Source organism: Streptomyces sp. NPDC026417 (genome assembly GCF_055567695.1).
In genome coordinates, this window is record NZ_JBVHPY010000028.1 from 45,365 (window position 1) to 69,283 (window position 23,919).

24 protein-coding genes are annotated in these 23,919 nt (G+C 73.6%); 11 read left to right on the forward strand and 13 right to left on the reverse strand.

Translation table 11 applies throughout. The features are described from left to right. Nucleotides 1-305 precede the first annotated feature (305 nt). The 3 genes from ACZ4NT_RS33060 to ACZ4NT_RS33070 all read left to right on the forward strand — a co-directional run bounded on the left by ACZ4NT_RS33060 (nucleotide 306) and on the right by ACZ4NT_RS33070 (nucleotide 2,981). Complete coding sequence (locus tag ACZ4NT_RS33060) at nucleotides 306-1,283, forward strand: fibronectin type III domain-containing protein (protein WP_467728735.1); 978 nt, start codon at nucleotides 306-308, stop codon at nucleotides 1,281-1,283. 62 nt (nucleotides 1,284-1,345) lie between these two features. Beyond that, on the forward strand, nucleotides 1,346-2,272 hold the full coding sequence (locus tag ACZ4NT_RS33065) for a LysR family transcriptional regulator (protein ID WP_121408274.1): 927 nt from the start codon (nucleotides 1,346-1,348) through the stop codon (nucleotides 2,270-2,272). Nucleotides 2,273-2,453: 181 nt separating this feature from the next. Next, nucleotides 2,454-2,981: a hypothetical protein gene (locus tag ACZ4NT_RS33070; RefSeq protein ID WP_121408275.1), complete on the forward strand. Its 528-nt coding sequence runs from the start codon at nucleotides 2,454-2,456 to the stop codon at nucleotides 2,979-2,981. Between the two features lie 18 nt (nucleotides 2,982-2,999). Here the strand turns inward: ACZ4NT_RS33070 and ACZ4NT_RS33075 are convergent, their stop codons facing one another. From ACZ4NT_RS33075 to ACZ4NT_RS33090, 4 genes are all read right to left on the reverse strand, one after another. Continuing rightward, nucleotides 3,000-3,602: a PadR family transcriptional regulator gene (locus ACZ4NT_RS33075; protein ID WP_121408276.1), complete on the reverse strand. Its 603-nt coding sequence runs from the start codon at nucleotides 3,600-3,602 to the stop codon at nucleotides 3,000-3,002. A 75-nt stretch (nucleotides 3,603-3,677) separates the two neighbouring features. Continuing rightward, entirely contained in the window at nucleotides 3,678-5,693 is a 2,016-nt protein-coding gene (locus ACZ4NT_RS33080; RefSeq protein WP_467728738.1) for an FAD-dependent oxidoreductase, read from the reverse strand. A 271-nt stretch (nucleotides 5,694-5,964) separates the two neighbouring features. Next, the gene (locus ACZ4NT_RS33085) at nucleotides 5,965-6,747 is read right to left on the reverse strand and encodes a putative protein N(5)-glutamine methyltransferase (protein ID WP_467728740.1); all 783 of its coding nucleotides are present in this window, start codon (nucleotides 6,745-6,747) and stop codon (nucleotides 5,965-5,967) included. Nucleotides 6,748-6,923: 176 nt separating this feature from the next. Then, a complete protein-coding gene (locus ACZ4NT_RS33090) occupies nucleotides 6,924-8,012 on the reverse strand; it encodes an ABC-2 transporter permease (protein ID WP_467728786.1) in 1,089 nt (362 codons plus the stop codon). Nucleotides 8,013-8,155: 143 nt separating this feature from the next. Between ACZ4NT_RS33090 and ACZ4NT_RS33095 the strand changes: the two genes are divergently transcribed. After that, on the forward strand, nucleotides 8,156-8,563 hold the full coding sequence (locus tag ACZ4NT_RS33095; RefSeq protein WP_121408693.1) for a MarR family winged helix-turn-helix transcriptional regulator: 408 nt from the start codon (nucleotides 8,156-8,158) through the stop codon (nucleotides 8,561-8,563). 112 nt (nucleotides 8,564-8,675) lie between these two features. Here ACZ4NT_RS33095 and ACZ4NT_RS33100 read toward each other — a convergent pair whose 3' ends face one another. Together ACZ4NT_RS33100 and ACZ4NT_RS33105 are read right to left on the reverse strand one after the other, a co-directional pair. Further along, nucleotides 8,676-9,449 carry a GNAT family N-acetyltransferase gene (locus tag ACZ4NT_RS33100; RefSeq protein WP_121408279.1) on the reverse strand — a complete coding sequence of 258 codons (774 nt, stop codon included), beginning with the start codon at nucleotides 9,447-9,449 and terminating at the stop codon, nucleotides 8,676-8,678. Next, nucleotides 9,446-10,366, reverse strand: a complete 921-nt coding sequence (locus ACZ4NT_RS33105; protein ID WP_121408280.1) for an NADP-dependent oxidoreductase — start codon at nucleotides 10,364-10,366, stop codon at nucleotides 9,446-9,448. The genes ACZ4NT_RS33100 and ACZ4NT_RS33105 overlap by 4 nt, the downstream gene beginning before the upstream one ends. 298 nt (nucleotides 10,367-10,664) lie before the next feature. On the opposite strand from ACZ4NT_RS33105, the gene ACZ4NT_RS33110 reads away from it, so the two are divergent. Next, nucleotides 10,665-11,270 (forward strand): sulfite oxidase-like oxidoreductase, encoded by a 606-nt coding sequence (locus ACZ4NT_RS33110; protein ID WP_467728742.1) that lies wholly within the window; start codon nucleotides 10,665-10,667, stop codon nucleotides 11,268-11,270. Further along, a complete protein-coding gene (locus tag ACZ4NT_RS33115) occupies nucleotides 11,263-12,018 on the forward strand; it encodes a ferredoxin reductase (RefSeq protein ID WP_121408282.1) in 756 nt (251 codons plus the stop codon). Before ACZ4NT_RS33110 ends, ACZ4NT_RS33115 begins: the two co-directional genes overlap by 8 nt. 114 nt (nucleotides 12,019-12,132) lie before the next feature. Here ACZ4NT_RS33115 and ACZ4NT_RS33120 read toward each other — a convergent pair whose 3' ends face one another. Continuing rightward, a complete protein-coding gene (locus tag ACZ4NT_RS33120; protein ID WP_467728744.1) occupies nucleotides 12,133-12,828 on the reverse strand; it encodes an alpha/beta fold hydrolase in 696 nt (231 codons plus the stop codon). A 163-nt stretch (nucleotides 12,829-12,991) separates the two neighbouring features. Between ACZ4NT_RS33120 and ACZ4NT_RS33125 the strand changes: the two genes are divergently transcribed. Next, nucleotides 12,992-13,957, forward strand: a complete 966-nt coding sequence (locus ACZ4NT_RS33125) for an acetylxylan esterase (RefSeq protein WP_467728746.1) — start codon at nucleotides 12,992-12,994, stop codon at nucleotides 13,955-13,957. A 55-nt stretch (nucleotides 13,958-14,012) separates the two neighbouring features. On the opposite strand, the gene ACZ4NT_RS33130 is transcribed toward ACZ4NT_RS33125, so the two are convergent. Next, nucleotides 14,013-15,062, reverse strand: coding sequence for a phosphatidylinositol-specific phospholipase C domain-containing protein (locus ACZ4NT_RS33130; RefSeq protein ID WP_467728748.1), 1,050 nt, complete (start codon nucleotides 15,060-15,062; stop codon nucleotides 14,013-14,015). Between the two features lie 193 nt (nucleotides 15,063-15,255). Here ACZ4NT_RS33130 and ACZ4NT_RS33135 point away from each other — a divergent pair, with 193 nt between their 5' ends. The 4 genes from ACZ4NT_RS33135 to ACZ4NT_RS33150 all read left to right on the forward strand — a co-directional run bounded on the left by ACZ4NT_RS33135 (nucleotide 15,256) and on the right by ACZ4NT_RS33150 (nucleotide 19,286). After that, entirely contained in the window at nucleotides 15,256-16,422 is a 1,167-nt protein-coding gene (locus ACZ4NT_RS33135; protein WP_467728750.1) for a serine hydrolase domain-containing protein, read from the forward strand. Between the two features lie 145 nt (nucleotides 16,423-16,567). Beyond that, entirely contained in the window at nucleotides 16,568-17,293 is a 726-nt protein-coding gene (locus ACZ4NT_RS33140; RefSeq protein ID WP_121408287.1) for a GntR family transcriptional regulator, read from the forward strand. A 255-nt stretch (nucleotides 17,294-17,548) separates the two neighbouring features. Next, nucleotides 17,549-18,382 (forward strand): alpha/beta fold hydrolase, encoded by an 834-nt coding sequence (locus ACZ4NT_RS33145; RefSeq protein ID WP_121408288.1) that lies wholly within the window; start codon nucleotides 17,549-17,551, stop codon nucleotides 18,380-18,382. A gap of 82 nt (nucleotides 18,383-18,464) precedes the next feature. After that, nucleotides 18,465-19,286: an alpha/beta fold hydrolase gene (locus tag ACZ4NT_RS33150; protein WP_467728753.1), complete on the forward strand. Its 822-nt coding sequence runs from the start codon at nucleotides 18,465-18,467 to the stop codon at nucleotides 19,284-19,286. 51 nt (nucleotides 19,287-19,337) lie between these two features. Here ACZ4NT_RS33150 and ACZ4NT_RS33155 read toward each other — a convergent pair whose 3' ends face one another. The 5 genes from ACZ4NT_RS33155 to ACZ4NT_RS33175 form a co-directional block, all read right to left on the reverse strand. Next, nucleotides 19,338-20,087 carry a class I SAM-dependent methyltransferase gene (locus ACZ4NT_RS33155; protein WP_121408694.1) on the reverse strand — a complete coding sequence of 250 codons (750 nt, stop codon included), beginning with the start codon at nucleotides 20,085-20,087 and terminating at the stop codon, nucleotides 19,338-19,340. A 116-nt stretch (nucleotides 20,088-20,203) separates the two neighbouring features. After that, nucleotides 20,204-21,451, reverse strand: coding sequence for an RNA polymerase sigma factor (locus tag ACZ4NT_RS33160; RefSeq protein ID WP_467728788.1), 1,248 nt, complete (start codon nucleotides 21,449-21,451; stop codon nucleotides 20,204-20,206). Continuing rightward, nucleotides 21,442-21,759, reverse strand: a complete 318-nt coding sequence (locus tag ACZ4NT_RS33165; RefSeq protein ID WP_121408290.1) for a YciI family protein — start codon at nucleotides 21,757-21,759, stop codon at nucleotides 21,442-21,444. The genes ACZ4NT_RS33160 and ACZ4NT_RS33165 overlap by 10 nt, the downstream gene beginning before the upstream one ends. Further along, entirely contained in the window at nucleotides 21,756-22,493 is a 738-nt protein-coding gene (locus ACZ4NT_RS33170) for a nuclear transport factor 2 family protein (protein WP_467728756.1), read from the reverse strand. Before ACZ4NT_RS33170 ends, ACZ4NT_RS33165 begins: the two co-directional genes overlap by 4 nt. Nucleotides 22,494-22,576: 83 nt before the next feature. Then, complete coding sequence (locus ACZ4NT_RS33175; protein ID WP_467728790.1) at nucleotides 22,577-23,785, reverse strand: cytochrome P450 family protein; 1,209 nt, start codon at nucleotides 23,783-23,785, stop codon at nucleotides 22,577-22,579. Between the last annotated feature and the right edge of the window lie 134 nt (nucleotides 23,786-23,919).

Here is a 23,919-nt window from a genome sequence, read left to right on the forward strand (position 1 = left end):
CGGGGGCGCAGGGGGGGGGCAGAGGCAAGCGGCCCGCGCGCCCCCCCCCCCCCCCCCCCCCCCCCCCCCCCCCCCCCCCCCCCCCCCCCCCCCCTCGCCGGCGCGGGAACGGCGACGACAGCGGTCCGCGCCGTCGGGCATGAACTCCCGTCAGGGCGGGACGAGTTCACGCCACGTCAGGATTCAGCATACGGAGCGGCCGGTCCGCCCGGCGCGCGGCTCCCCCGTCGCTGCCGACCCCTTGATGTGGTCGCGTCGGCATGGCATACAGGTACAGACCAATCCCGCCGAGGGAAGGCAGTGCCGTGCGACGCACACCCATTCCGGTGATCTGCGGCTCGCTGCTTCTGGTGGCGTCCTGCGGCTGGGGCGGCCAGGAGGACGACCGGGGCGGCCGGCTCCCGGCGGCGCCGGCGGGCGTCACCGCGGCGGCGGGCAGCGCGACCAGCGTCCACGTCATGTGGAACCTGGCGGCGGGCGACCCCGAGATCGACGCCTACGAGGTGTACCGCGGGTCCAGGAAGGTCGAGGACGTGCCCGGTACGGAGCACATGGTGGACGTCACCCGGCTCGCACCGGGCACCGCCTACGTCTTCACGGTGCGGGCGCGGACCGCCGGGGGTGACGTGGGACCGCACAGCCGTCAGGTGTGGGCCACCACACCCGCGGCGACCGCGGCCGACCACCGGGCCCCGACCCGCCCCGGGCACCCGCGCGGCAGGACGGTCGGCGGCCGGGCGGTCCAGCTGTCCTGGGAGAGGTCGACGGACGACCGGCGCGTGGCCTCGTACGACATCTACCAGGGCGGTTCGAAGATCCACAGCGTGGGCGGCGGCCAGACGGCGGCCGTGGTCACCGGGCTGCGGCCGGGCACCCGCTACACCTTCACCGTGCGGGCGCGCGACGCGGCCGACAACGTGTCCGGGGCGAGCGAGGAGGTCCGTCTCGGCACCGCGGCGGGCGCGGACGACGGCCGGGGCACGGCACCCACGGACTTCCGGGCGGGGACCCACCGGACCGGTGGCGCGTACTACCTCGACCTGTCGTGGATGCCGCCGGAGACGGACGGGGTCGTCGCGGAGTACCGGATCCTGCTGGACGGGCACTCGGCGACCTCACTGGTGTGGGGCGGCACTCCGCCGCCCGGCAGGGCCACCTACAGCTTCTACCTGGGGCGCACGGCGGGGGTCACCCATCGGGTGCGGATCCGGGCGAAGCTGCCGGACGGCACCTGGGGCGGGCTCTCCGCGGAGCGGACGGTGACGACGGGAGACGCGACGTAGGCGGCAGCCGAGGGCGGTCGTCGACGCATCAGGGGCGATAGGCGGAGGCTAGGGTTGGGCGCGTGAACCATAAGGATGCGCATACCGCCCCCCTGGACCTGTCCCAGCTGCGCACCTTTCTCGCCGTCCACCGCGCCGGGTCGTTCACGGCGGCCGCGCGTCTGCTGGGGCTCTCCCAGCCGACGGTGACGACCCAGATGCGGTCGCTGGAGGAGCAGCTGGGCCGCGAGCTGTTCGAGCGGCAGCCGCGCGGGGTGCGGCCCACGGCGGTGGCGGACGAGCTCGCCGCGCAGGTGGCGGCGCCGCTGGACGCGCTCGCCGCGGTCGCGGAACGCGGCGGGCCCGGCGCCGACCAGGTGCCCGAGCCGGTGCACGTGGCGGGCCCCGCCGAGCTGCTGTGCACCCGTGCCGTGCCCGCCCTGGCCCCCCTCACCGCCCGGGGGGTGCGACTGCGGGTGAGCACGGGGCTGACCGACGAACTGCTCGACGGCCTGCGCGGGGGCCGGTTCGACCTGGTGATCGCCACGACCAGACCGCGCGGCCGCGCCCTCACGTCCGTGCCGCTGGGCGACGAGGAGTTCGTGCTGGTCGCCTCGCCCGAGTGGGCCGACCGGATCGGCCCGGAGCGGGTCGCCGCGGAGGGGGCGGGCGCCCTGCACGGCGTGCCCCTCGTGACGTACGCCGAGGATCTGCCGATCGCCCGGCGCTACTGGCGGCACGTGTTCGGCGTTCGGCTCACCGGGTACGCCGCCATCACGGTGCCCGATCTGCGCGGCGTGCGTTCCGCGGTGGCGGCCGGCGCCGGGATCAGTGTGCTGCCCCGCTATCTGTGCCTGGAGGAGCTGGCCTCGGGGACGCTGGTGCCCCTGCTGTCCCCCGAGGACCCGCCGATCAACACCGCGTACCTCGCGCAGCGTCCCGGGGCTCCCGACAACCCCCACGTCGCCCTCGTCCGGGAGCGCCTGCTCCAGGCCGGGCGCACCTGGTGAACCTGCCCCGGGCCGGCGTCCGCGGGCCGCCGGGCGAGGGCATTCGTCACCTGCCCGGCCCCCTCCCGCGTGCGGGACCGGCCCGGGGCGCGTTGGCTCTCCCTGAGGCAGCACGGCCGCTTCCCCATCCAAGGCGGCTCATGGGATGTACCGCCAACCGTGCCGCTGGAGGGCAAGTCCTATGCGTACCAGTCAGATATTGCTTCGCTCCGGCCTGACCCTGGCCGCCGCCGCACTTCCCCTCACCCCGGTCGCCGGATCGGCCACCGCGTGGGGTGCGGGGATCTCGGTGAGCACCAGCGGCTCCACGGTCACCGTCACCACCAGTGCCTGCTCGGGATACGGCGGCAGCTTCGGCAACGCCTCGCTGCTCACCAGCAGTCAGTCGAGTTTCGCCCAGGGCCGCCAGACGGCGCTGACCGGCACGAGCAACAGTCAGATGGCCAGCTGGTCGGGCGTCAGCTCGGGCACCTACACCGTCATCGTGGTGTGCCAGAACGGCACCACGGCGGGCACCCAGTCCATCGTCGTCTCCGCCCCCACGATCTCCGCGACGGCCTCGCCCTCGCGCGGGGTCATGGGCGGTGTCGGCGGCGCGTCCAAGGACTACGGCACCCTCACGCTGGTCGGCGGTGGTGCGCTGGTGGCAGCGGGCACCGTGGGAGCCGCGTGGTTCCTGCGCAGGCGCTCGAAGCCGCACCGGCTCTGACCGGCCGGCCGGTACCCGTCACGCGGGCGGCCGTCCGTCGGCCTCGGCCGGCCGGACGGCCGCCTGCTCGGGCCCGGGCAGGCGGCCGTCCAGCTGCTCGAACTCCGCGAGCGCATGGGTCAGCCACCGGGTCCAGAACGTCTCCAGATCGATCCCGGCGCGCAGCACCAGATGCTGGAGCCGGTGCTGAGGGCTGTCCTTGCCGGGCGGGAAGTCCCGCTCCTGGATCTCCTCGTACTCCGCCAACTGCTGCCGGTGCAGGTCGAGATGGCGGCGCAGATCCGCTTCGATGCCCGCGCTGCCGACGACCGCCGAGGCCCGCAGGCGCAACAGCATGGTGTCGCGCAGCGGCTTCGGGTCCTGCGGGGCCGCGGTCCAGCGCGCCAGTTCGGTGCGGCCGGCCGCGAGGACCTCGTAACTCTTCTTCTGGCCCCGTGCGGGCTGCTCGGACGGCAGCGCGCGGATGAGCCCGTCTGCCTCCAGTCGTCCCAGCTCGCGATAGATCTGCTGGTGCGTCGCCGACCAGAAGTAGCCGATCGACTTGTCGAACCGCCGGGTCAGCTCGAGCCCCGACGACGGCTTCTCCAGCAGGGCGGTGAGGATCGCGTGCGGCAGTGACATGGGCTCATCCTAGGGAGGGCCGCCCACCGGGCCGCCCTCCCCTCGTTCGTGCCGTGACCTGCCCGGAGGCGGGTCCTAGAGTGCGGCCGCCAGTTCCGTGCCCTGCTTGATGGCACGCTTGGCGTCCAGTTCGGCGGCCACGTCGGCGCCACCGATGAGATGGACGCTGCGGCCCGTGGCGAGCAGCTCCTCGTAGAGGTCGCGGCGCGGGTCCTGACCCGTGCACAGCACGACCGTGTCGACCTCCAGGACCTGGCTGCGGCCGTCCACGGTGACGTGCAGTCCGGCGTCGTCGATCCGGTCGTACTGCACGCCGGGCACCATGGTCACGCCGCGGTGCTTGAGTTCGGTGCGGTGGATCCAGCCGGTGGTCTTGCCGAGTCCCGCGCCCACCTTCGAGGTCTTGCGCTGCAGGAGGTGGACGGTGCGCGGCGGGGCGGGCCGCTCGGGTGCCGTGAGACCGCCGGGGGCCCGGTAGTCCATGTCGACGCCCCAGTGCCGGAAGTACGTGGCCGGGTCCTCGCTCGCCTTGTCGCCGCCGTCGGTCAGGTACTCGGCGACGTCGAAGCCGATGCCGCCGGCGCCGAGGATGGCGACGCGGTCGCCGACGGTGGCCCCGTCCCGCAGGACGTCGAGGTAGCCGACGACGCTGGGGTGGTCGACGCCGGGGATCTCGGGGGTCCGCGGGCTCACGCCCGTGGCGACGACGACCTCGTCGTACTCGGAGACGTCCTCGGCGGCGATGCGGGTGTCCAACCGGACGTCCACGCCGTGCAGTTCGAGCTGGGTGCGGAAGTAGCGGAGGGTCTCGTCGAACTCCTGCTTGCCGGGGACCCTTCGGGCCACGTTGAGCTGGCCGCCGATCTCGCTCGCGGCGTCGTAGAGGGTGACGTCGTGGCCGCGCTCGGCGGCGGAGACCGCGCAGGCGAGTCCCGCCGGACCGGCGCCCACCACGGCGACCCGCTTGCGCAGCCGGGTCGGTGCGAGGACCAGTTCCGTCTCGTGGCAGGCACGCGGGTTGACCAGGCAGGAGGTGATCTTGCCGCCGAAGGTGTGGTCGAGACAGGCCTGGTTGCAGCCGATGCAGGTGTTGATGGCCTCGGAGCGGCCCGCCGCGGCCTTGGCGACGAAGTCGGGGTCCGCGAGCATCGGACGGGCCAGCGACACCATGTCGGCGTGTCCGTCGGCGAGCAACTGCTCGGCGAGTTCCGGGGTGTTGATGCGGTTGGTGGTGACCAGCGGGACCGAGACGGCGCCCATCACCTTCTTGGTCACCCAGGTGTACGCGCCGCGCGGCACCGAGGTCGCGATGGTGGGGATGCGGGCCTCGTGCCAGCCGATGCCGGTGTTGATGATCGTCGCCCCGGCGGCCTCCACGGCCCTGGCCAGCGTGATGACCTCGTCCAAGGTGGATCCGCCGGGCACCAGGTCGAGCATGGAGAGCCGGTAGACGATGATGAAGTCGTCGCCGACCGCCTCGCGCACCCGCCGGACGATCTCGACCGGGAAGCGCATCCGGTTCTCGTACGAGCCGCCCCAGCGGTCCTCGCGCCTGTTGGTCTGCGCGGCGATGAACTCGTTGATCAGGTAGCCCTCGGAGCCCATGATCTCGACGCCGTCGTAACCGGCGCGGCGTGCCAGGACGGCCGCTCGCGCGTAGTCGTCGATGGTCTGCTCGACCTCGGCGTCGGTGAGCTCGTGCGGCGGGAAGGGACTGATCGGCGCCTGGAGCGGGCTGGGGGCGACCAGGTCCTGGTGGTAGGCGTACCGCCCGAAGTGGAGGATCTGCATCGCGATCTTCCCGCCCTCGCGGTGGACCGCCTCGGTGATGCCGGCGTGCTGCTCGGCCTCCGCCTCGGTGGTCAGCTTCGCGCCGCCCTCGTAGGGCCGTCCCGCGTCGTTGGGAGCGATGCCGCCGGTGACGATGAGCCCGACACCGCCGCGGGCCCGGGTGGCGTAGAACTCCGCCATGCGCTCGAAGCCGCGCTCGGCCTCCTCCAGGCCCACGTGCATGGAGCCCATGATCACGCGGTTGGGCAGCGTGGTGAATCCCAGGTCGAGCGGGTTCAGCAGGTGCGGGTAACGGCTCATCGGCCCCTCCGTGCGCGGTGTGGTGTGTCTGTTGTAGACGACGGCCCGACGCTTTTGCAACTAGTTGCATAACCGGAGGGACCGAGGTCACACGGACCGTCGGGCGAGCGGCCCTGGGGTGCAATCGGGATCGGCTCGGATCAGGCCGCGGCGCCTGGTGCGGTGCATCGCAAGGCGGAGCACGACCCGCGCGCCGGCGCGTACTCGGGTGATGCGACAGACGAGGTGCCGTGCCGGGCGTCGCGGGCCGGGGCAATCCGAACGGCACCCCCTACTCGCCCGGCCGGATGCCGATCACGACGTGGGCGTGCATCTCCTCGGAGACCGCCAGGCGGGCGAGCAGGCCGCTGCGGGTGAAGACCTCGACGGCCGACGGCGCCTGGAGCTCGCTCGTCTCGACGAGCAGGCAGCCACCGGGGGCCAGCCACCCGGGAGCTCCGGCGGCGACACGGCGCAGGACGTCCAGGCCGTCCGCGCCCCCGTCGAGAGCGGTCAGCGGCTCGTGGTCGCGCGCCTCCGGGGGCAGCAGCGCGACCTCGCCGGTGGGGACGTAGGGCACGTTGGCCGCGAGGACGTCCACGCGACCGCGCAGGGTGCCGGGCAGCGCCGCGAACAGGTCCCCCTGATGGACCCGTCCGCCGAAGGCGGCCACGTTGCGGCGGGCGCAGCGCACGGCGGCGGGGTCGATGTCGGCGGCGTGCAGCTCCGGCCGGCCGAGCCGGCCGGCGAGCGCGGCACCGACCGCACCCGAGCCGCAGCAGAGGTCCACGACCACGGCCGCGTCCCCGGCGTGGGCGAGGGCCTGCCGGACGAGGAACTCGGTGCGGCGGCGGGGCACGAAGACACCGGGGTCCAGGGAGACGCGCAGACCGTGGAACTCGGCCCAGCCGACGACGTGTTCCAGGGGCAGGCCCGCGACCCGGCGGTCGACCATGGCGGCGACCTCGTGCGGATCACGGGCGGTGGAGAGGATCAACTCCGCCTCGTCCTCGGCGAACACACAGCCTGCGGTACGAAGTGCGGCGACGACGGCGGAAGATGAGAGGGAAGGCATGGAAGCCGAGAGCCTTTCGATGAACCGAAGGGCGCTCTCGCGGTCACCTAGCGCCGGTGACCCGTGTTGCCTCGAGGTGAGAGCACCCGACCTGACACAGCGGTAATGGGTCTCACCTCCGGGCGACTTGTCGGCTGGGACCTTCCGCAACCGCGACCGCCACATTACAGGAACGATCAGACGGCGACCGACTCCTCCAGCTCCTCCTCGACCTCCCCGTCCGCGGCCGCGACGGGGTCGGCCGGAGCCGTTCCGGCGGGCGCTGCCACGACGGCCGGCTCCCGCTCGGCGCCGTCGCCGGCGCGACGGGTGCGGGACCGCTCGGCCGCACCGGCGACGGCGGTCACCAGCAGGCCGACCGCGAGCCAGGCGACGAGCGTCGCGACGTTGCCGGACAGGCCGTCGCGCTCGAAGTAGAGGAGGCTGCGGACGCCTTCGACGAAGCCCGCGCCGTTCCAGAACGCGTGCAGGGTGCCGAAGAAGCCGTTCTGCAGCTCGGGCCGGAACAGACCGCCGGAGCTGGTGAAGTTGAGCATCACGAACAGCACCATCATGGCGAGGGTGGTCCAGCGCTTGAGGAAGGTGTGCAGCCCGACGCCGACGAACAGGATGCCGGCGGAGTAGAGCCAGGCGAGCCCCCACACGCCCACGAGGTCGTGGTGGGCGAGGTGGAACACGGGGCCGGCGAGCACGGCGCCGACGACGCTCACCGCACCGGAGACACCGACGGCCAGCAGGGCCCGTATCCGCATCGGCAGGGCGGCTCCGGCGGCACCGAGCGCGGCGACGGACGCATAGGAGCCGATGCTCAGCGCGACCAGCAGGAAGAACAGGCCCTGCCCCGTCGGGTCGTCGTCGACCGTCGGGGTCACGTCCGTGACCTTCAGGGGCTCGCCCTGCTGCGCGGCGACCGGGGTGAAGACCTTCTCCACGGCCAGCGCGCCCATGTCGGAGGCGGCGGTGGCCACCAGGAGTTCGGGAGCCCTGCCGTTCGGCGCGTAGGCACCCGTGACGTCACGGGACTCCAGGAGGCCGACCGCCTCGGCACGGGTGGCGACGGTCCGGACGTCGAGCGCGCCCCCTGCGCGGTCCTGGACGGTCTGGGCGAAGACCTTCGTCTCGGGCCCGGAGCCCACGACCGCGACGGGCAGGTGGTGGGGCTCCGGGGTGACGAAGGCGCCCATGTAGGCGAGCCCCATGCCGACGCACATCAGCAGCGGGGTGATCAGGTGCGTGAGCACATGGCGCAGGGCCGGGGAGCGCAGGCCGGGGACCACGGGACCTCCATTGGTTGGCATATACAACTCACTATCCAGTTGTACTATACAACCAGGAGTACCGAGGGAGTTGTTCCGTGACCGCAGCCAATGAGCCGGCCGACGCCGCCGTCGAGACCATCCAGCGCGAGATGACGGCCTTCGCCCGGCGCGCCCGGGCCTCGGCGGGACGCATGCACCCCGAGCTGTCGCTGGTCTCGTACACCCTGCTCGGGCATCTCGAGGAGCGCGGCGGCTGCCGGGCGACCGATCTCGCCGCCCACTACGCGCTGGACAAGTCCACGGTGAGCCGGCAGGTGGCGGCCCTGGAGCGCGCCGGGCTGATCGAGCGGCGACTGGACCCCGAGGACCACCGGGTGCAGGTGCTGCATCTGACGGAGGCGGGCGCGGCCATCCTCGTCCAGGTGACCGAGAGCCGCCGGAGCGCGTTCCGGGAGCGGCTCGCCGGCTGGTCCGAGGACGACCTCACGCGGTTCGCCGGATACCTCCTGCGCTACAACGCCGCGGGGACCGACGCCCCGCCCACGGCCGGAGCCTGACGGGCAGCGGGCGCCCGGCGGCGGTCGCCCACCCGGGCGCCCGCGCGCCCGGCGCCGGGTTCCCGCCGGGCGCCCATCCGTCCGTGAGGGGGACGGGCGCCCGCCCTCCTCGTCACGCGACCGCCGGTACCTGCCCGTCCGCCGCTTGCCCGGGTACCCGGGCCGCCATGAAGCGGGTGGTGCGGCGCAGGCGGAAACCCAGGGCCTCGTAGAGCCGGATGGCGTTGGTGTTGGCCGCCCCCGTGTGCAGGAACGGGGTCTCCCCGCGCTCGCGGATGCCGTGCGCGACGGCCAGGATCAAGCGGCCGGCCAGTCCCCGGCCCCGGAAGTCCGGGTCGGTGCAGACCGCGCTGATCTCGGTCCAGCCGGGCGGATGCAGCCGCTCCCCCGCCATCGCGACGAGGGCGCCGCCCCGGCGGATCCCCAGGTAGGTGCCCAGCTCCACGGTGCGCGGCAGGAACGGTCCCGGCCTGGTGCGCCGGACCAGGTCCAGCATCTCCGGCACGTCGGCGGGCCCCAGCGGCACCGCCTCGGCGTCCGGCGCCGCGGCGAGGCCGTCGTCGACGAGCTGGACCCCCTCCAGGCTGAACGTGACGTCCCACCCCTGCGGGGTCCGTCCTCGGAAGCCGGCCAGGGGCGCCTCCCCGCCGGGTCCGACCAGCTCGGCCAGATCCGCCCAGTCGGCCGCGGTGGGCTCGTCCGGCAGGGCCAGCCACGGCGACACGTCGGTCGGATAGCGCAGCACACGGCCGCGGCGCTCGGCGAAGTGGGCGTGCGGTCCGGTCAGCGAGGCCAGGGCCGGGTTGTCGAGGACGTGCCGCGCGGAGTCCTCCCGGGGCCCCTCGGAACCCGTCGCCAGGCGCTCCGTGCTCGCGTCGGTGCTCATGCCGCGACCTCGATGACGATCTTGCCGCGCGCATGGCCGTCCTCGACGACGCGCAGCGCCTCGCCGGCCCGGTCGAGCGGGAACGTCCGCGTCACGAACGGCCGGAGGCCGCCCTCGACGACGAGCCGCGCCACCTCGTCGAGCACGGCCGCCGTCCGGGCCCGCGCGACGGCGGCTCCGCCCAGCCGTGCCACCGTCTCCCGGTCGGCACCGGTGATCAGCTTCGATCCGTCGGGCAGCAGGGTCGCCGCCGCCTCCAGGACCTCTCCCCCGACCAGGTCGAAGACCGCGTCGACCCCGTCCGGGGCGGCGGCGCGCACCCGCTCGGCCAGGCCGGGACCCGACGGCACGTGCACGGCGCCCAGCGACTCGACGAAGTCCTTCTTGCCGTCGCTCGCGACGCCGACGACACGCAGTCCGGCGGCACGGGCGATCTGCGCGGCCGCGACACCGACACCGCCTCCCGCCCCGGTGACGAGCAGCGTCGCGCCCGGGGCGAGATCCAGCTGGCGCACACCGTCGTACGCGGTGGCCGCCGCCACCGGAAGCGCGGCGGCGTCCGTGAAGGACAGGGCGGCCGGCTTGTGCGCGGTCACCGTCACCGGGAGCAGCGCGTACTCGGCGTATCCGCCGGCCACCGGATTGCCGAAGACCTCGTCCCCGGCGGCGAAGCCGGTGACCTCCGGGCCGATCTCCTCGACGACACCGGCCACCTCGTTGCCGAAGACCGCCGGCAGCTCGCGGGCCGGTCCGCCCGGCCGCCGGTAGCCGGTCCGCTGCTTCCAGTCGACGGGGTTCACGCCCGCCGCGCGCACCGCGACCAGCACCTCGCCGGGGCCGGGCACCGGCCGCTCCCGCTCGACGAGGGCCTCGGTCTCCGGGCCTCCGTACCGGGTGAAGACGTACGCCTTGGGCATGGACAGCCTCACTCTCCCTTCGCTGCCGCCGGACGGGCATCACCGGCGTCGGCACCTACGGCAAGGGAGATCACGACGCGGCTATTCCCGGGGGTGCCGAGTGTTCACACGGCCGCAACGATCGGTCCCGGCGGCCCACCGGGGCGCTGGGTCGGACCGTCGTCCGCGTACGGTTGAATGCGTACGCACAGACCGCGCGAGCACCTGTCCGGGGCGTCGCCCGCTCCGGTCGGCTGCGTACGCACACCGATCGAGACCGACCCCGCGCCGTCCCGCAGGCGGCCTGGAGGCAGCACGTATGAACGTCACCCGAGGCTTCACCGGGCGCGCCCGCGTCCACAACGCCGGGCTGCCGCCCGGCCAGTACGACGCGGGTGACGACTGGCCCGTCCTGTCCGCCGAGGTCACACCGGAGCTGGCGCCGGCCGACTGGACCTTCCGGATCGACGGTCTGGTCGCCGAGCCCCGCACCTGGGACTGGGAGAGCGCGCACGCGCTGCCTCCGTCCTCGTACGAGGGCGACATCCACTGCGTGACGAGCTGGTCGAAGTTCGGCGTGCGCTTCGGGGGCGTGTCGCTGGACGCCTTCCTCGACCTCGTCCGGCCCGACGCGGCCGCCACCCACGCCGTGGCCTACGCGCACACCGGCTACACGACCAACGTCCCGCTGGCGGACCTGACGGGTTCCCGTGCCTGGATCGTCTGGGAGTACGACGGCGGGCCGCTGCCCGCCGAGCACGGGGGCCCGGCCCGGCTGATCGTGCCGCACCTGTACTTCTGGAAGAGCGCCAAGTGGATCGCGGGGATCAGGCTCCTGGACCACGAGGAGCCGGGCTTCTGGGAGCAGAACGGCTACCACGCACGCGGCAACCCCTGGGAAGAGCAGCGTTACTCCGGTGACTGAGACCTTCGTACCCCCGACCCCGTTCGCCGTGCCCGGCCGGATCGCCGTCGGTGAGCAGGCCGCCGCACACTGGCAGACCGCCACGCTCACCGCGATCCGCCGCGAGACGGCGCTCGCCTCCACGTTCCGCTTCGCGGTGCCCGGCTGGACCGGGCACCTGCCGGGTCAGCACCTGATGCTGCGGCTCACCGCACGGGACGGCTACACGGCCCAGCGCCACTACTCGATCGCGTCCGCACCCGACGACTCGGGGCACATCGAACTCACCCTGGACCACGTCGACGGCGGTGAGGTCTCCGGCTGGTTCCACACGGTGGCCAGGCCCGGCGACGAGGTGCAGGTGCGCGGCCCCGTCAGCGGCTTCTTCGCCTGGCCGGGCGACCGGCCCGCGCTGCTGATCGGCGCGGGCTCCGGGGTCGTCCCGCTGATGTCGATGGTGCGGCACCGCCGCGCGAGCGGTCTGCGCGTCCCGCTCCGGCTTCTGGTGTCCGCGCGCAGCCCCGAGGAGCTGATCTATGCGCGGGAGTACGGCGAGGAGACCACGCCGGTCTTCACGCGCAGCGCCCCGGCCGGGGCGCCCGTCGGCCGTGTGTCGGCGGCACATGTGGCACCGCTCCTGGCCGAGCGCCCTCCGGGTGGGTGGGAGGCCTATGTGTGCGGCTCCAACGGGTTCGCGGAGCATGCCTCGCGGCTGCTGGTAGCGGCCGGCCAGCCGGTCGACCGTATCCGCATCGAGCGCTTCGGCTGAGGCGCGAGGGGGCGCGGGACGTCCGGTCGCGCCCCTCGCGCCGTGGAGCGCACACCGCTCGGTCCGGGCGTGGCCGAAGCCCGTTCACCCGGACCGGGGGCCCTGCCCCCGCCCTCAGCGGCACTCGTCGAGCAGGACCCTCGCCAGTTCGTGCGGCTGGGAGAACATGGGCCAGTGGCCGGTGTCCATCTCGACGAGGTGCCAGCGCTCGCTCTTCAGTGCCTCGGCCACGTCGTCGTTCGGCTCGGCGCCGTCCAGCAGGCACTTGATGTAGGTCGCGGGCAGTGCGCCGACTGGGCGCGCCAGCACGGCCGGTTCGGTCAGCGAGGCCCCCGGGTGCGGGGTCGCGCCGGCCGCGATCCGCGCGATCTGCCCGCTGGTCAGCCCCTGACCGTCGTACTCGTCGGCGGACAACGGTGCCCAGAACCCGTCGTTCTCCGCGAGCGCGGCCTCGAACCGCTCCTCGCCCTGCCACCAGCCGGCGGCGAACGAGACGCCGTCGACCGGGATCTCGGAGTCGACGAAGACGACCCGGGCCAGCCGGTCGCCGATGCGCTCGGCCGCCTGGCCCACCGGGATGCCCGCGTAACTGTGGCCGACCAGGACGACGTCCCGCAGCCCGAGCCGCTCGACCTCACCCGCGATGTCCTCCACATGGGTCCGCTGCCCTGCGGGCAGCGCCTGTTTCTCCGCGAGGCCGGACAGCGTCAGGGCGTGCGCCCCGCAGCCGGCCGCCCGCAACTCGGGGACCACCTCGTCCCACGCCCAGGAACCCAGCCACGCGCCTGCCACCAGAACGAATTCCGTCATGGAGAAAACGTAGCGGCGCGCTCGGACATCGGACCGTCCGAATCCCGCTCCGGCGTGCTCGGTCCCCGCATTCCGAGGACCCCTGGCGGGCGCGCGCACGGCGCCCGTACGGTGTGATCATCCGCACCCCGCTGTCAGACCCCGACGCCGAAGGTGGTCCTTCATGGCCCTGTTCGACCTCCCCCTCGACGAGCTCCGCGGATACCGCAGCGCTTCGGCCGAGCCCGAGGACTTCGACGCCTTCTGGGCGAAGACCCTGCGGGAGGCCCGCGAGCACGAGCTGGACGCCCGCTTCGAACCGGTTCGGTCGCCGCTCAGGACCGTCGAGCAGTTCGACGTGACGTTCGCCGGGTTCGGCGGTCACCCGGTCAGGGCATGGCTGACGCTGCCGGCCGGGGCGGACGCACCGCTTCCCACGGTCGTCGAGTTCGTCGGGTACGGCGGCGGGCGCGGTCTGCCGCACACCCATCTGCTCTGGGCCTCGGCGGGCTTCGCGCACTTCGTGATGGACACCCGGGGCCAGGGCAGCGCCTGGGGCGGCGGCGAGACCCCCGACCCGGTGGGCAGCGCGCCCGCGTTCCCCGGGTTCATGACCCGGGGGGTCGAGGACCCGGAGGGCTACTACTACCGGCGGGTGTACACGGACGCAGTGAGGGCCGTGGAGGCGGCCCGGGCCCATCCGCTGACCGACCCCGACCGCACAGCCGCCGCCGGGGCGAGCCAGGGCGGCGGCATCACCCTCGCGGTGGGCGGTCTCGTCCCCGACCTCGCGGCGGTCGCGCCGGACGTGCCGTTCCTGTGCGACTTCCCCCGCGCGACGACGCTGACGGACCGCGACCCCTACCGGGAGATCGGCAAGTACCTCAAGACCCATCGCGGCCGTACCGACCGGGTGATGAGGACCCTCGCGTACTTCGACGGGGTGCACTTCGCCGCGCGCGGCCGGGCACCGGCCCTGTTCTCGGTGGCGCTGGAGGACCAGACGTGCCCGCCCTCGACCGTCTACGCCGCGTTCAACGCCTGGGCGCACGACGACAAGACGATCGAGGTGTACGACTTCAACGACCACGAGGGCGGCGGCCCCTACCAGGAGGCGGCCAAGCTGCGCTGGCTGCCGCCGCGCCTGTGAGGCGTCCCGGCGGACGCCGGGACGTGTGGGAGCCCGCCGGTCCGCGCGGGGGCCCTCAGCCCCCGGTTCCGCGCGGGACGACGGTCGACAGGACGGCGGGCAGCGGGTACCAGTCCGCGGACACCACGCTGGCGTGGCGTCCGGCCAGCAGTCCGACCCGGTCCAGGGCCTGGTCCTGCGTCGGACGGGTGCCGTCGATGGCCGGGGCCACGTTGTGGGCGTCGGTCATGACGAGAAGGTAGTGCCGGTCGTCGTACCAGCCGGTGTCGATCGAGCCGTTGGAGTAGGTTCCGGCGTCTCCGTCGAAGACCACGAACCAGGGCCGGATCGTCGGGTCCGTGTACCGGGTGCGCGGGTCGCCCGCGGTGGCGCCGTGCACCGCGGGGAAGGCGGCGGCCTCGCGCAGGCGGCCGGCGGCGGCGAGGTCGCGCAGATGCGTGGCGTACTCCCGGTCCGTCCAGAGCGTGTCGGCGGGGTTGCCCTCCTCGACGGTACCGGGGATCAGTTCGACGACGAACTTGCCGGCGAGGGCGGAACGGGCCGGCCAGCCGTCGGCACGGACGGCGGCGTCGAGGTCGGCGTGCGCGCGGACGACATCGGCGGGGCGCAGCAGGGCGTCGCCGAGCTTGGCGGTGAGCAGGGCGTCCAGCTGGGCGGGCCCCCGGCCGTTCCTGGCCTGGAAGCCGTCCTTCATCTCCACCTTGAGCTGGATCGGCCGGTGGCCGGGGTGGGCGTCGTGCCAGGCCCTGATGTCGGCCAGGCAGCCGCCGAGGTCGCGGTTGCGCGACTTGGTGCGCAGCTCGGAGGCCCGGGCCGCGTTCTCGCAGTTGTTGTCGTTGCCGAGCGGGTTGCTGTGCGAGACCCGCCAGGAGAAGCCGAAGACGTTGGTCCACACGTCGAGTTCGAGCATGCCGGCGCCGGAGTCCAGGGCGTCGGCGAGATAGGGGTACTTGGTCTTCTCGTAGGCGTTGTGGACGCCCACCCAGGTCGTGGACGAGTACGCGGGGTCCGCGGCCGTCGACGGCGGTGCTGCCGCCAGGGCCAGCACCGCCGCAGCCGTCACCGTGATCCCGGTGCGTGTCCACGCCTTCGCATGTCTGGGCATGTTCCCCCTGTCTCGTACGTCTCGGTGGTCAACCGCAGTGCAGCGTAGGGGTGTTGGGTGACATCCGGAAGATCGTGGAGTGAAGGACGGGGCGGCGTGATCCCGCGCCTTCCCTCCAGTCCGACCAGTCGGTATGTTCGGGTCGACGGAGCGCCCGTCCGCGCTCCGCGGCCCGACGGACGACGGAGGTCCCATGTCCCCGCAAGTGCCTCTCGTGCACGGTCACTGCGACGCCCGCTTCTCGGCGGTGCGCGCCGCGTTCGAGGAGAACTTCCGCGAGCGCCGGGAACTCGGCGCGGCGGTGACCGTCGTCCACCGGGGGACGACCGTGGTGGACCTGTGGGGCGGCTGGGCCGACGCCGCGCGGACCCGCCCCTGGGAGCGCGAGACCCTGGTGAACGTGTGGTCGACATCGAAGGGCCCGACCGCGCTGTGCGCCCACATCCTGGCCGACCGGGGGCTGCTCGACCTGGACGCCCCGGTCGCCGCCTACTGGCCGGAGTTCGCGGCGGCGGGCAAGGGGTCCGTGCGCGTCCGGCACCTGCTGTCGCACCGGGCGGGACTGTCGGGGCTGCGGGAACCGCACACGCTGGAGCAGCTCTGCGACTGGGACCTGACGGTCGCGCGGCTCGCGGCGCAGGAGCCGTGGTGGGAACCGGGAACACAATCCGGCTATCACGCGCTGACCTACGGCTTCCTGGTCGGCGAGGTCGTGCGGCGGGTGTCGGGTCTGCTGCCGGGGGCCTTCCTGGAACGGGAGGTGACCGGGCCGCTGGGGATCGACTTCACGATCGGGCTGCCCGAGAAAGAGGCAGGCCGGGCGGCCGAGCTGGTGCATCCGCCGGCCGCGACGGCGAGTGAACAGGCCGCCGTCTTCGCCCAGTTGGCGCCGGCGGCGGTGGCCGCGCTCACCAACCCGGCCGTGGGGGCGGCGGAGGCCGTCACCGCGCGGTGGCGGGCGGCCGAGATCCCCGCGGCCAACGGCCACGGCACCGCACGGGCGATAGCCGCGCTGTACGGCATCTTCGCGGAGCGCGGGTCCCACGGCTCGGCGAGGGTGCTGTCGGCCGAGGCCGCCGAGCGGGTGCGCGAGGGCCAGGGGAGCTGCCGCGACCTGGTCCTGGGCGCCGGCTTCGCGCACGAGACGGAGATCGGACTCGGACTGTGGCTCAGCGGGCCCAACGGCTCGTACGGGCCCAACCCGAGGGCTTTCGGACATGACGGCTTCGGCGGCTCGTGCGGCCTCGCCGACCCGGAGGCGGGCATCTCGCTCGGGTACGTGATGAACCGCATGGGCCCGCACATCGCGGACGACCCGCGGAAGACGGCACTCGTGGACGCCGTGTACACGGCCCTCTGAGCACGCCGCCGTCACGGGACCGGTGCGGGCGCAATTCGGCCGAACCGGCGGTCCGCTCTTCCCTAGTGGTTTAGACCAATGCTAGATGTGGTCGCGCAACGAGCCCGCACGGCTACGCCTTGTCACCAACAGGAGGCGCGGAAACATGGCCCGCACCGTCCCCACGTCCGACCACGAGCCCCGCTACCGGCGCATCGCCACCCAACTGCTCGACGAACTCAGGGAGGGAGCCATTCCCCCCGGTGAACGGCTCCCCGGGGAGAGGGATCTGGCCGCCCGCTTCGGCGTCAGCCGCGAGACCGTCCGTCAGGCGCTGCAGATGCTGCGCGGCAGCGGACTCGTCTCCACGGACCGGCGCGGCAGCCACGCCACGCTGCCCGGCAGCACGGTCGAGCACGTTCCCTCGCTGGACTTCCCCGTGGGCGCCCACACCGCCGAACCGTGCGCCGTGCACCGCACCAGCGTCGTCTGGGAGACGCCGCCGCCCGAGCACGCCCGCGCGCTGGGCCTCGCCCCGCAGCGGCCCACACTGGTTCACCGCTACGAGTCGGCCACCGCGGACGGGACCGGCCTGCGCACCGCCGTGACGTCCTTCTCCGCGGTCGCCGTCGCCGAGGTCGAGGAGCTGGCCCGCTACCGCGACCGCGCGGACGGCAGCGGCTCGGCCCACCTGCGGCGGGCGTACGACTGGATGCGCAAGGCCGGGCTGACGCTGCACCACCGGGACTCCATCACACAGCTGCCCAGATCGGTGCGGGTCACCCGGCGGGTGCACGACCAGTACGACCGGCCGCTGGAGATCACCGACCTCGTCGTGGAAGCCCAACAGGACGCCCTCGTCTACGAGTTCACCCTGCCCGCCGCCGGATGACATGCCCGGCACGGCGGAGGTGGGGGCGTACCGCGGCCTTCCGGACCGAGGGGTCCCGGGGCGGCTTCTCCGTCGCCCGCGGTACGCGCTCGGACCGGACGAGGCGGTGGCGCCGGGCAGGGCCCGCCAGGACCGCGACCTCCGAGCCCCGCCGGAGCGGCGGGGCGGAACCCGGGGGCGCGCCGGGACGGCCGGCGGCAAGATGCAGTCATCTGACAGATCCCTTGACGAGCCCGGACGCCTAACGTGCTGGATATGTCCACCCACGACGCACAGCAGATCGAGCGGGCCAACGCCACCGAGCGTGTCCCGGTCGTCTTCGTCCACGGACTGTGGCTGCTGCCGAGCAGCTGGGACCGGTGGGCCGCGCACTTCGAACAGGCCGGGTTCGCGCCCGTCGCACTGTCCTGGCCGGACGACCCCGACACGGTCGCCGAGGCCAACGCCCACCCCGAGGTGCTCGCGGGCAAGACCGTCGGCCGGGTCGCCGACCATCTGGAGGCGCTGGTCGCGGGGCTGGCGAGGAAGCCCGCCGTGATCGGTCACTCCTTCGGCGGACTGCTGACCCAGATTCTCGCGGGGCGGGGCAGGTCCGCCGTCTCGGTGGCGATCGACCCCGCTCCGTTCCGGGGAGTCCTGCCGCTCCCGGTGTCCTCGCTGCGCGCGTCCGCGCCGGTGCTGGGCAATCCGGCCAACCGCAACCGGGCCGTTGCGCTGACCTACGAGCAGTTCCGGTACTCCTTCGCCAACGCGGTCGGCGAGGAGGAGGCCAGGGAGCTGTACGACACCTTCGCGGTACCCGCACCGGGCGCCCCGCTCTTCCAGGCGGCCACGGCCAACCTCAACCCGTGGACCGAGGTCAGGGTCGACACCCGGAACCCCGACCGCGGCCCGCTGCTGATCGTCTCGGGCGAGAAGGACAACACGGTGCCCCGGGCGATCGCCGACGCGTCCTTCAGGAAGCAGCGGCGCAACCCCGGTGTCACCGAGATCACCGAGGTCAAGGACCGCGGCCACGCGCTGACCATCGACCACGGCTGGCAGGAAGTCGCGGACCTCGCACTGGACTTCGTGCGCCGCTTCGTCTGACGGCCCCTCCCGGGTCCACGCCGACCCGTGGTGCCCGCGCGCCGCGTCGCCCGATCCGGCGCACGGACACCGGCAAGCACCAATGAGCACCTTCACCACCTCCGACGGCACCGAGATCTTCTACAAGGACTGGGGCAGCGGACAGCCGGTCGTTTTCAGCCACGGCTGGCCGCTCAACGCGGACGCCTGGGACGGCCAGCTGCGGCTGGTCGCCGAGAACGGCTTCCGGGCCATCGCCCACGACCGCCGCGGGCACGGCCGCTCCGGCCAGCCCTTCCAGGGCAACCACATGGACCAGTACGCCGATGACCTGGCCGAGCTCATCGAGAAGCTCGACCTGCACGACGTCGTCCTGGTCAGTCACTCGACCGGCGGTGGCGAGGTGGCCCGCTACATCGGCCGCCACGGGACGGGCCGGGTCGCCAAGGCGGTGCTGCTGGGCGCGGTGCCCCCGCTGATGCTGAAGACGGACGCGAACCCCGAGGGCACGCCCATCGACGCCTTCGACGGGATCCGCGCCGGGGTCGAGGCGGACCGCTCGCAGTTCTACTGGGACCTGAGCGAGGCCTTCTTCGGCTTCAACCGGCCCGGCGCCGCGGTGTCGGAGGGCATGCGCCGCGCGTTCTGGCTGTGGAGCATGCAGGTCGGTCTGAAGGGTGCCTACGACTGCATCAAGCAGTTCTCGGAGACCGACTTCACCGAGGACCTGGCCCGCATCGACGTGCCGACGCTCGTCGCGCACGGCGACGACGACCAGATCGTGCCGATCGGCGCCGCCGCCCTCAAGACGGCCCAGCTCGTCAAGGACGCCACGCTCAAGGTCTACCCGGGTGCCCCCCACGGCCTGGTGGGCGAGTTCGAGAAGGCCTTCAACGCCGACCTGCTCGACTTCATCAAGAGCTGACGTCGGGCCCGCCCCGCCGATGGGGCGGGGCGGCGACGGGGCGGTCCCGGCTCAGCCGGGTGCCGCCCCGGTCCGCGTGGCCACGACCAGCCGGCAGCGCGGGCTGCCGTCCCGCCTGCGCCCGAACTCGGGCAGCGCCCGCAGTTCGACCGCGAAGCCCGCGCTCTCCAACTCCCGCCGCACGTCGCCCAGGCGGAAAGCGCGGTAGTACATCACGAACGGTGGACGCCAGAGGGCGTTGCGCACCCGCATCACCGCGTCGAAGCCGAGCAGGGCCCAGTACCAGGGGGAGCTCGGTGGTGCGGGGGCGGCGACGGGGAACGCGAAGCGTCCGCCCGGCCGCAGCACCGAGTGGGCCCCGGCGAAGAGGCCCGGCAGCTCCCGCGGCAGGAAGTGCCCGAACGCCCCGAAGCTGACGACCAGATCGAAGGCGGCGCCGAAGGGAAGGGCGCGCGCGTCGCCACGTACCCAGGAGACACGCGGCGCACCGGCCCGCGGCTCCGCGGCGTACCGCTCCCGCGCCACGGCCAGCATCCCGGCGCTGATGTCGACGCCGGTCGCGCTCCTCCCGCACAGGGTGCGCAGCACCTCGGTTCCCGCCCCCGTGCCGCAGCAGAGGTCGAGGCCGTGGTCGAAGGGCCCCAACGGGCCGAGGGCCCGCGTCACGGAGTCGAGGATCGCGTCGGGTGTCCGGAACGGGGTGCGGTCGAACTTCGGCGCGAGCAGGTCGTAGCCGTGCTCGACGGACGAGAGGGCCTGAACGGCCAGTTCGCGCAGGGTCGGACCGTCGGGAGTGAACATCGCCAGCAGCTTACGGCGCCCGGCGGACGCCCACACCGCGGACGGGGTTTCGGGTAGGGCCTGCGGCCCGGTTCCGGAAGCGCGGAGCCACACCGTGCGCCCCGGGGGCGCCGTCCTCACGCAGGCAGGCACTCCCGGAGCCGCTTCTCCAGGAAGCGGCGCTCGGCCTCGTTCTCCGCCAGTTCCAGGGCCCGGGCGTACGCCTGTGCCGCCTCCGCCGTCCGGCCGGTGCGGCGCAGCAGGTCCGCGCGGGTGGCGGGGAGCAGGTGGTAGCCGTCCAGCGCGCCCGTTCCCTCCAGCTCCGCCACCAGGGCCAGCCCCTTGTCGGAGCCCTCGGACATGCCCACCGCCACCGCCCGGTTCAACTGCACCACGGGTGAGGGCACTTGCCGCACCAGCTCCGCGTACAGGGCCGCGATGTCGGCCCAGTCGGTGTCCTGCGCCGTGTCCGCGGTGGTGTGGCAGGCGGCGATGGCCGCCTGGATCTGGTAGGGACCGGGCCGCCCGCGGCGCAGCGCGGTCTCGGCCAGGGCCGCGCCCTCCTCGATCGCCGCCCGGTCCCAGGCCCCGCGGTCCTGGTCCTCCAGGGTCACCAGATCCCCCGCCGCGTCGACCCGGGTGCCGCGCCGGGCGTCGTGCAGCAGGAGCAGTGCGAGCAGACCGAGCACCTCCGGCTCGTCGGGCATCAGCCCGGCCAGGACGCGGGCCAGGCGGATCGCCTCCGCGCACAGATCGGTACGCAGCAGGCGGGCGCCGGACGTGGCGGCGTACCCCTCGTTGAAGAGCAGGTACAGCACGCCGAGGACGCCCGTGGTCCGCTCCGGCAGCAGATGCGCCGGCGGAACCCGGTAGGGGATGCCGGCGTTGCGGATCTTGCGTTTGGCGCGCACGAGGCGTTGCGCCATGGTCGCCTCGGGGACCAGGAAGGCGTGGGCGATCTCGGCCGTGGTCAGCCCGGCCAGGGTGCGCAGCGTCAACGCCACCCGCGCCTCGACGGGCAGCGCCGGATGGCAGCAGGTGAAGATCAGCCGCAGCCGGTCGTCGGGCACTCCCTCGTCGTCGTCGGGGTCCCGGGGCCCCTGGTCCTGCGTCCGCACCGCCACCTCCCGCAGCTTCCGTGCCCCCACCGCCTCCCGGCGCAGCACGTCCAGGGCACGGTTGCGTGCCGTCGTGGTCAGCCAGGCGCCGGGGCGCACCGGCACGCCGTCGCTGCGCCACCGGTGCAGTGCCTGCGCGAAGGCGTCCTGTGCGCACTCCTCGGCGAGGTCCCAGTCGCCGGTCACCCGGATCAGGGTCGCGACGACCTGGCCCCACTCCGCGCGGAAGGCGGCCTCGACCGCCTCCTCCACATGGTTCACTCCCAGACCGGCCGCACCTCCACCGCGCTCCCGCCCACCGCCGCATGGCAGCGGGCGGCGGCCGCGACGGCCTCGTCGAGGTCGGCCGCCTCGATCAGGCCCAGCCCCGCGACGTACTCCTCGCAGGCCGCGAAGGGCCCGTCGCCGAGCAGCACCTCGTCCCCGTGGACGCGGACCGTGGTGGCGTCGGCGGCCGGTCTCAGCCACACCCCGGCCCCCGCCCCGCAGGAAGCACGGGCGAGGCTCTCGGCGACCGGGACGGGGCCGGGCTCCTCACCTCCGGCGGGAGCGCAGAGGAACAGCACGTACTTCACGACGGGAGGTCCCCGCTGCCCGCGTCGAACGGCACCGAGGCGTGCTGGTGAACGATCCGCCAGCGGTCCCCGGCGGCCCGGTAGCCGGTGGTCGTCCGCAGCAGGCTGTCCAGCGGCTCCCCGGTGGTCCGGGTGGCGCGGATCCGGACCAGGGCATGGCTGAACGCGATGCTCTCGTCGACCCGGACGCGGAACTCCAGCACCTCGCGCTCCACCGGCCCGGCGACGGTCGAGAACCACCACTCCTCGGCCTTGCGGAGAGCGTCGACGCCACGCTGCTCCCTGCCGCTCATGGGGTGGAACACCTCGACGTCGGGCGCGTAGCAGGCCATCGCCCGCTCGACGTCCCGCTCGCGTGCCGCGTGGGTGAGTTCCGCGTCGATCCGGCGGATCTCCCCCTCGGCGTCCTCGTCCTCCCAGAACGCCCGCACCTCCAGGGCGCCGAGGGCCGCCACGGGGTGCCCCGCGGCCACCCGCACGGCCTCCTCCAGGCTGTCGCAGTCGAGGACGTCGTATCCGGCGATGTACTCCTTGGTCTCGGCGAAGGGCCCGTCGGTGCGCAGCACCTCGCCGTCGCGCACCCGTACGGTGACCGCGTCGGCGGGCGCCCGGAGCCGGTGGCCGTGCAGCCGGACACCGCGTTCGGCGCCGTGCTCCTCGACCCAGGGTTCGACGGGTGCCATGCCCGAGGCGTCTGCGGTCTCGTCGCCGCAGACCAGCAGCATGTACTTCATGGTTCCTCCAGGGGCTCGCGGGGTGCTGACACCCCACCGACGAACGGGCCGGCGTCGAATCGACACTCGCGTCGGCGAGTTGTTCAGATCCGTACGGGCAGGACGCGCACGCTGTTGCCGACGAAGCTGGCGGAGCGCGGCAGGTCCCCTTCGGGCACGGCGAGATCGAGGTCCGGGAAGCGGGTGAACAGACCTTCCAGGGCGATGGTCGCCTCCATCCGTGCCAGCGGGGCACCGAGGCAGTAGTGGGCTCCGTGCCCGAGGGAGAGCGGGCGCACGGCGTCGGGCCGGCCGGGCCGGGTGACATCGAACCGGTCGGCGTCCGCCCCGTGCGCGGCGGGGTCGCGTCCGGCGGCCGAGTAGCCGGCGAGGACGGGGATGCCCGCGGGGACGGACGTGCCGTCGACCGTCAGGTCCCGTACCGCGTAGCGGAACGGGAAGTAGCTGACCGGGGCGTCCCAGCGGAGCGTCTCCTCGACGACGTCCGACCAGCTCGCCGCCCCCTTGCGGACCGCCTCCAGCTGGTCCCGGTGACCGCACAGCGCGCGCACGGCGTTGGTGACGAGGTTCAGCGTGGTCTCGTGCCCGGCGATGATCATCAGCACCAGGGTGCCGATGAGTTCCTGCCGGCCGAGCCGGTCGCCGTCCTCGTCACGGGCGGCGATCAGGGCGCTGGTGAGGTCGTCGCCGGGCCGTTCGGCGCGGGCGGCCGCCACCGCGCTCAGGACGTCCACCAGCTCCCGGTTCGCCGCGACCACCGCCTCCGGTGCGATGTCCGTGGCCACGACCTGGTTCGACAGGTGGTGCAGGGTGTCGCGGAACTCGCTGTCGACACCGAGGAGTTCACCGATCACGCCCATCGGCAGCGGCATCGCGAAGTGCCGTCGCAGGTCGGCGACTCCGCCGTCCGCCTCCGCCGCCGCCTGCAGGTCGCCGAGCAGTCGGGCGGTCAACTCCGCGATTCTCGGGCGCAGTTCCTCGACCCTGCGCGGGGTGAACGCCTTGCTGACGAGGGACCGGAGACGACGGTGGTCCGCACCGTCGGCGGTCGTCATGCCGGGGACGGTGGCGAAGGTCGTCAGGGGCCAGCCGTCGGCTATCCGCCCCTCCCGCAGGGCGGTGAAGTGCCGGGCGCTCTTGGCCACATCGGGGTGGGCGAGGAATTCCTTCAGCGCTTCGTGTCCGAGCACGGCCATGCCCTCGACCCCGCCGGGCAGGACGACCTGCGCCACCGGGCCCTGCGCCAGCAGCCGTGCGTTGGCCGCGTGCGGGCAGCCGCCGGCCGAGTCCATGGTGTGCGGCACGCCGGACGTGGTCTCCACCTGATTCTCCTGACTGACGCGCCGAGTTGAGCGGTGTGAGCGCTGATTCTGCCCGCTCGGGGCGGCCTGCGCAGCGGGTCGTCGGACGCCCGCCCGGCCCGGCA

What these genes read in the sequence shown, in the direction of transcription:
- ACZ4NT_RS33120 (WP_467728744.1), bottom strand. Translation starts at nt 12,828, where the DNA reads ATGACGGAATTCGTTCTGGTGGCAGGCGCGTGGCTGGGTTCCTGGGCG.
- ACZ4NT_RS33135 (WP_467728750.1), top strand. Translation starts at nt 15,256, where the DNA reads ATGTCCCCGCAAGTGCCTCTCGTGCACGGTCACTGCGACGCCCGCTTC.
- ACZ4NT_RS33095 (WP_121408693.1), top strand. Translation starts at nt 8,156, where the DNA reads ATGACGGCCTTCGCCCGGCGCGCCCGGGCCTCGGCGGGACGCATGCAC.
- ACZ4NT_RS33075 (WP_121408276.1), bottom strand. Translation starts at nt 3,602, where the DNA reads ATGTCACTGCCGCACGCGATCCTCACCGCCCTGCTGGAGAAGCCGTCG.
- ACZ4NT_RS33170 (WP_467728756.1), bottom strand. Translation starts at nt 22,493, where the DNA reads ATGAAGTACATGCTGCTGGTCTGCGGCGACGAGACCGCAGACGCCTCG.
- ACZ4NT_RS33100 (WP_121408279.1), bottom strand. Translation starts at nt 9,449, where the DNA reads ATGAGCACCGACGCGAGCACGGAGCGCCTGGCGACGGGTTCCGAGGGG.
- ACZ4NT_RS33125 (WP_467728746.1), top strand. Translation starts at nt 12,992, where the DNA reads ATGGCCCTGTTCGACCTCCCCCTCGACGAGCTCCGCGGATACCGCAGC.
- ACZ4NT_RS33070 (WP_121408275.1), top strand. Translation starts at nt 2,454, where the DNA reads ATGCGTACCAGTCAGATATTGCTTCGCTCCGGCCTGACCCTGGCCGCC.
- ACZ4NT_RS33130 (WP_467728748.1), bottom strand. Translation starts at nt 15,062, where the DNA reads ATGCCCAGACATGCGAAGGCGTGGACACGCACCGGGATCACGGTGACG.
- ACZ4NT_RS33140 (WP_121408287.1), top strand. Translation starts at nt 16,568, where the DNA reads ATGGCCCGCACCGTCCCCACGTCCGACCACGAGCCCCGCTACCGGCGC.
- ACZ4NT_RS33105 (WP_121408280.1), bottom strand. Translation starts at nt 10,366, where the DNA reads ATGCCCAAGGCGTACGTCTTCACCCGGTACGGAGGCCCGGAGACCGAG.
- ACZ4NT_RS33080 (WP_467728738.1), bottom strand. Translation starts at nt 5,693, where the DNA reads ATGAGCCGTTACCCGCACCTGCTGAACCCGCTCGACCTGGGATTCACC.
- ACZ4NT_RS33110 (WP_467728742.1), top strand. Translation starts at nt 10,665, where the DNA reads ATGAACGTCACCCGAGGCTTCACCGGGCGCGCCCGCGTCCACAACGCC.
- ACZ4NT_RS33085 (WP_467728740.1), bottom strand. Translation starts at nt 6,747, where the DNA reads ATGCCTTCCCTCTCATCTTCCGCCGTCGTCGCCGCACTTCGTACCGCA.
- ACZ4NT_RS33145 (WP_121408288.1), top strand. Translation starts at nt 17,549, where the DNA reads ATGTCCACCCACGACGCACAGCAGATCGAGCGGGCCAACGCCACCGAG.
- ACZ4NT_RS33175 (WP_467728790.1), bottom strand. Translation starts at nt 23,785, where the DNA reads ATGGACTCGGCCGGCGGCTGCCCGCACGCGGCCAACGCACGGCTGCTG.
- ACZ4NT_RS33155 (WP_121408694.1), bottom strand. Translation starts at nt 20,087, where the DNA reads ATGTTCACTCCCGACGGTCCGACCCTGCGCGAACTGGCCGTTCAGGCC.
- ACZ4NT_RS33150 (WP_467728753.1), top strand. Translation starts at nt 18,465, where the DNA reads ATGAGCACCTTCACCACCTCCGACGGCACCGAGATCTTCTACAAGGAC.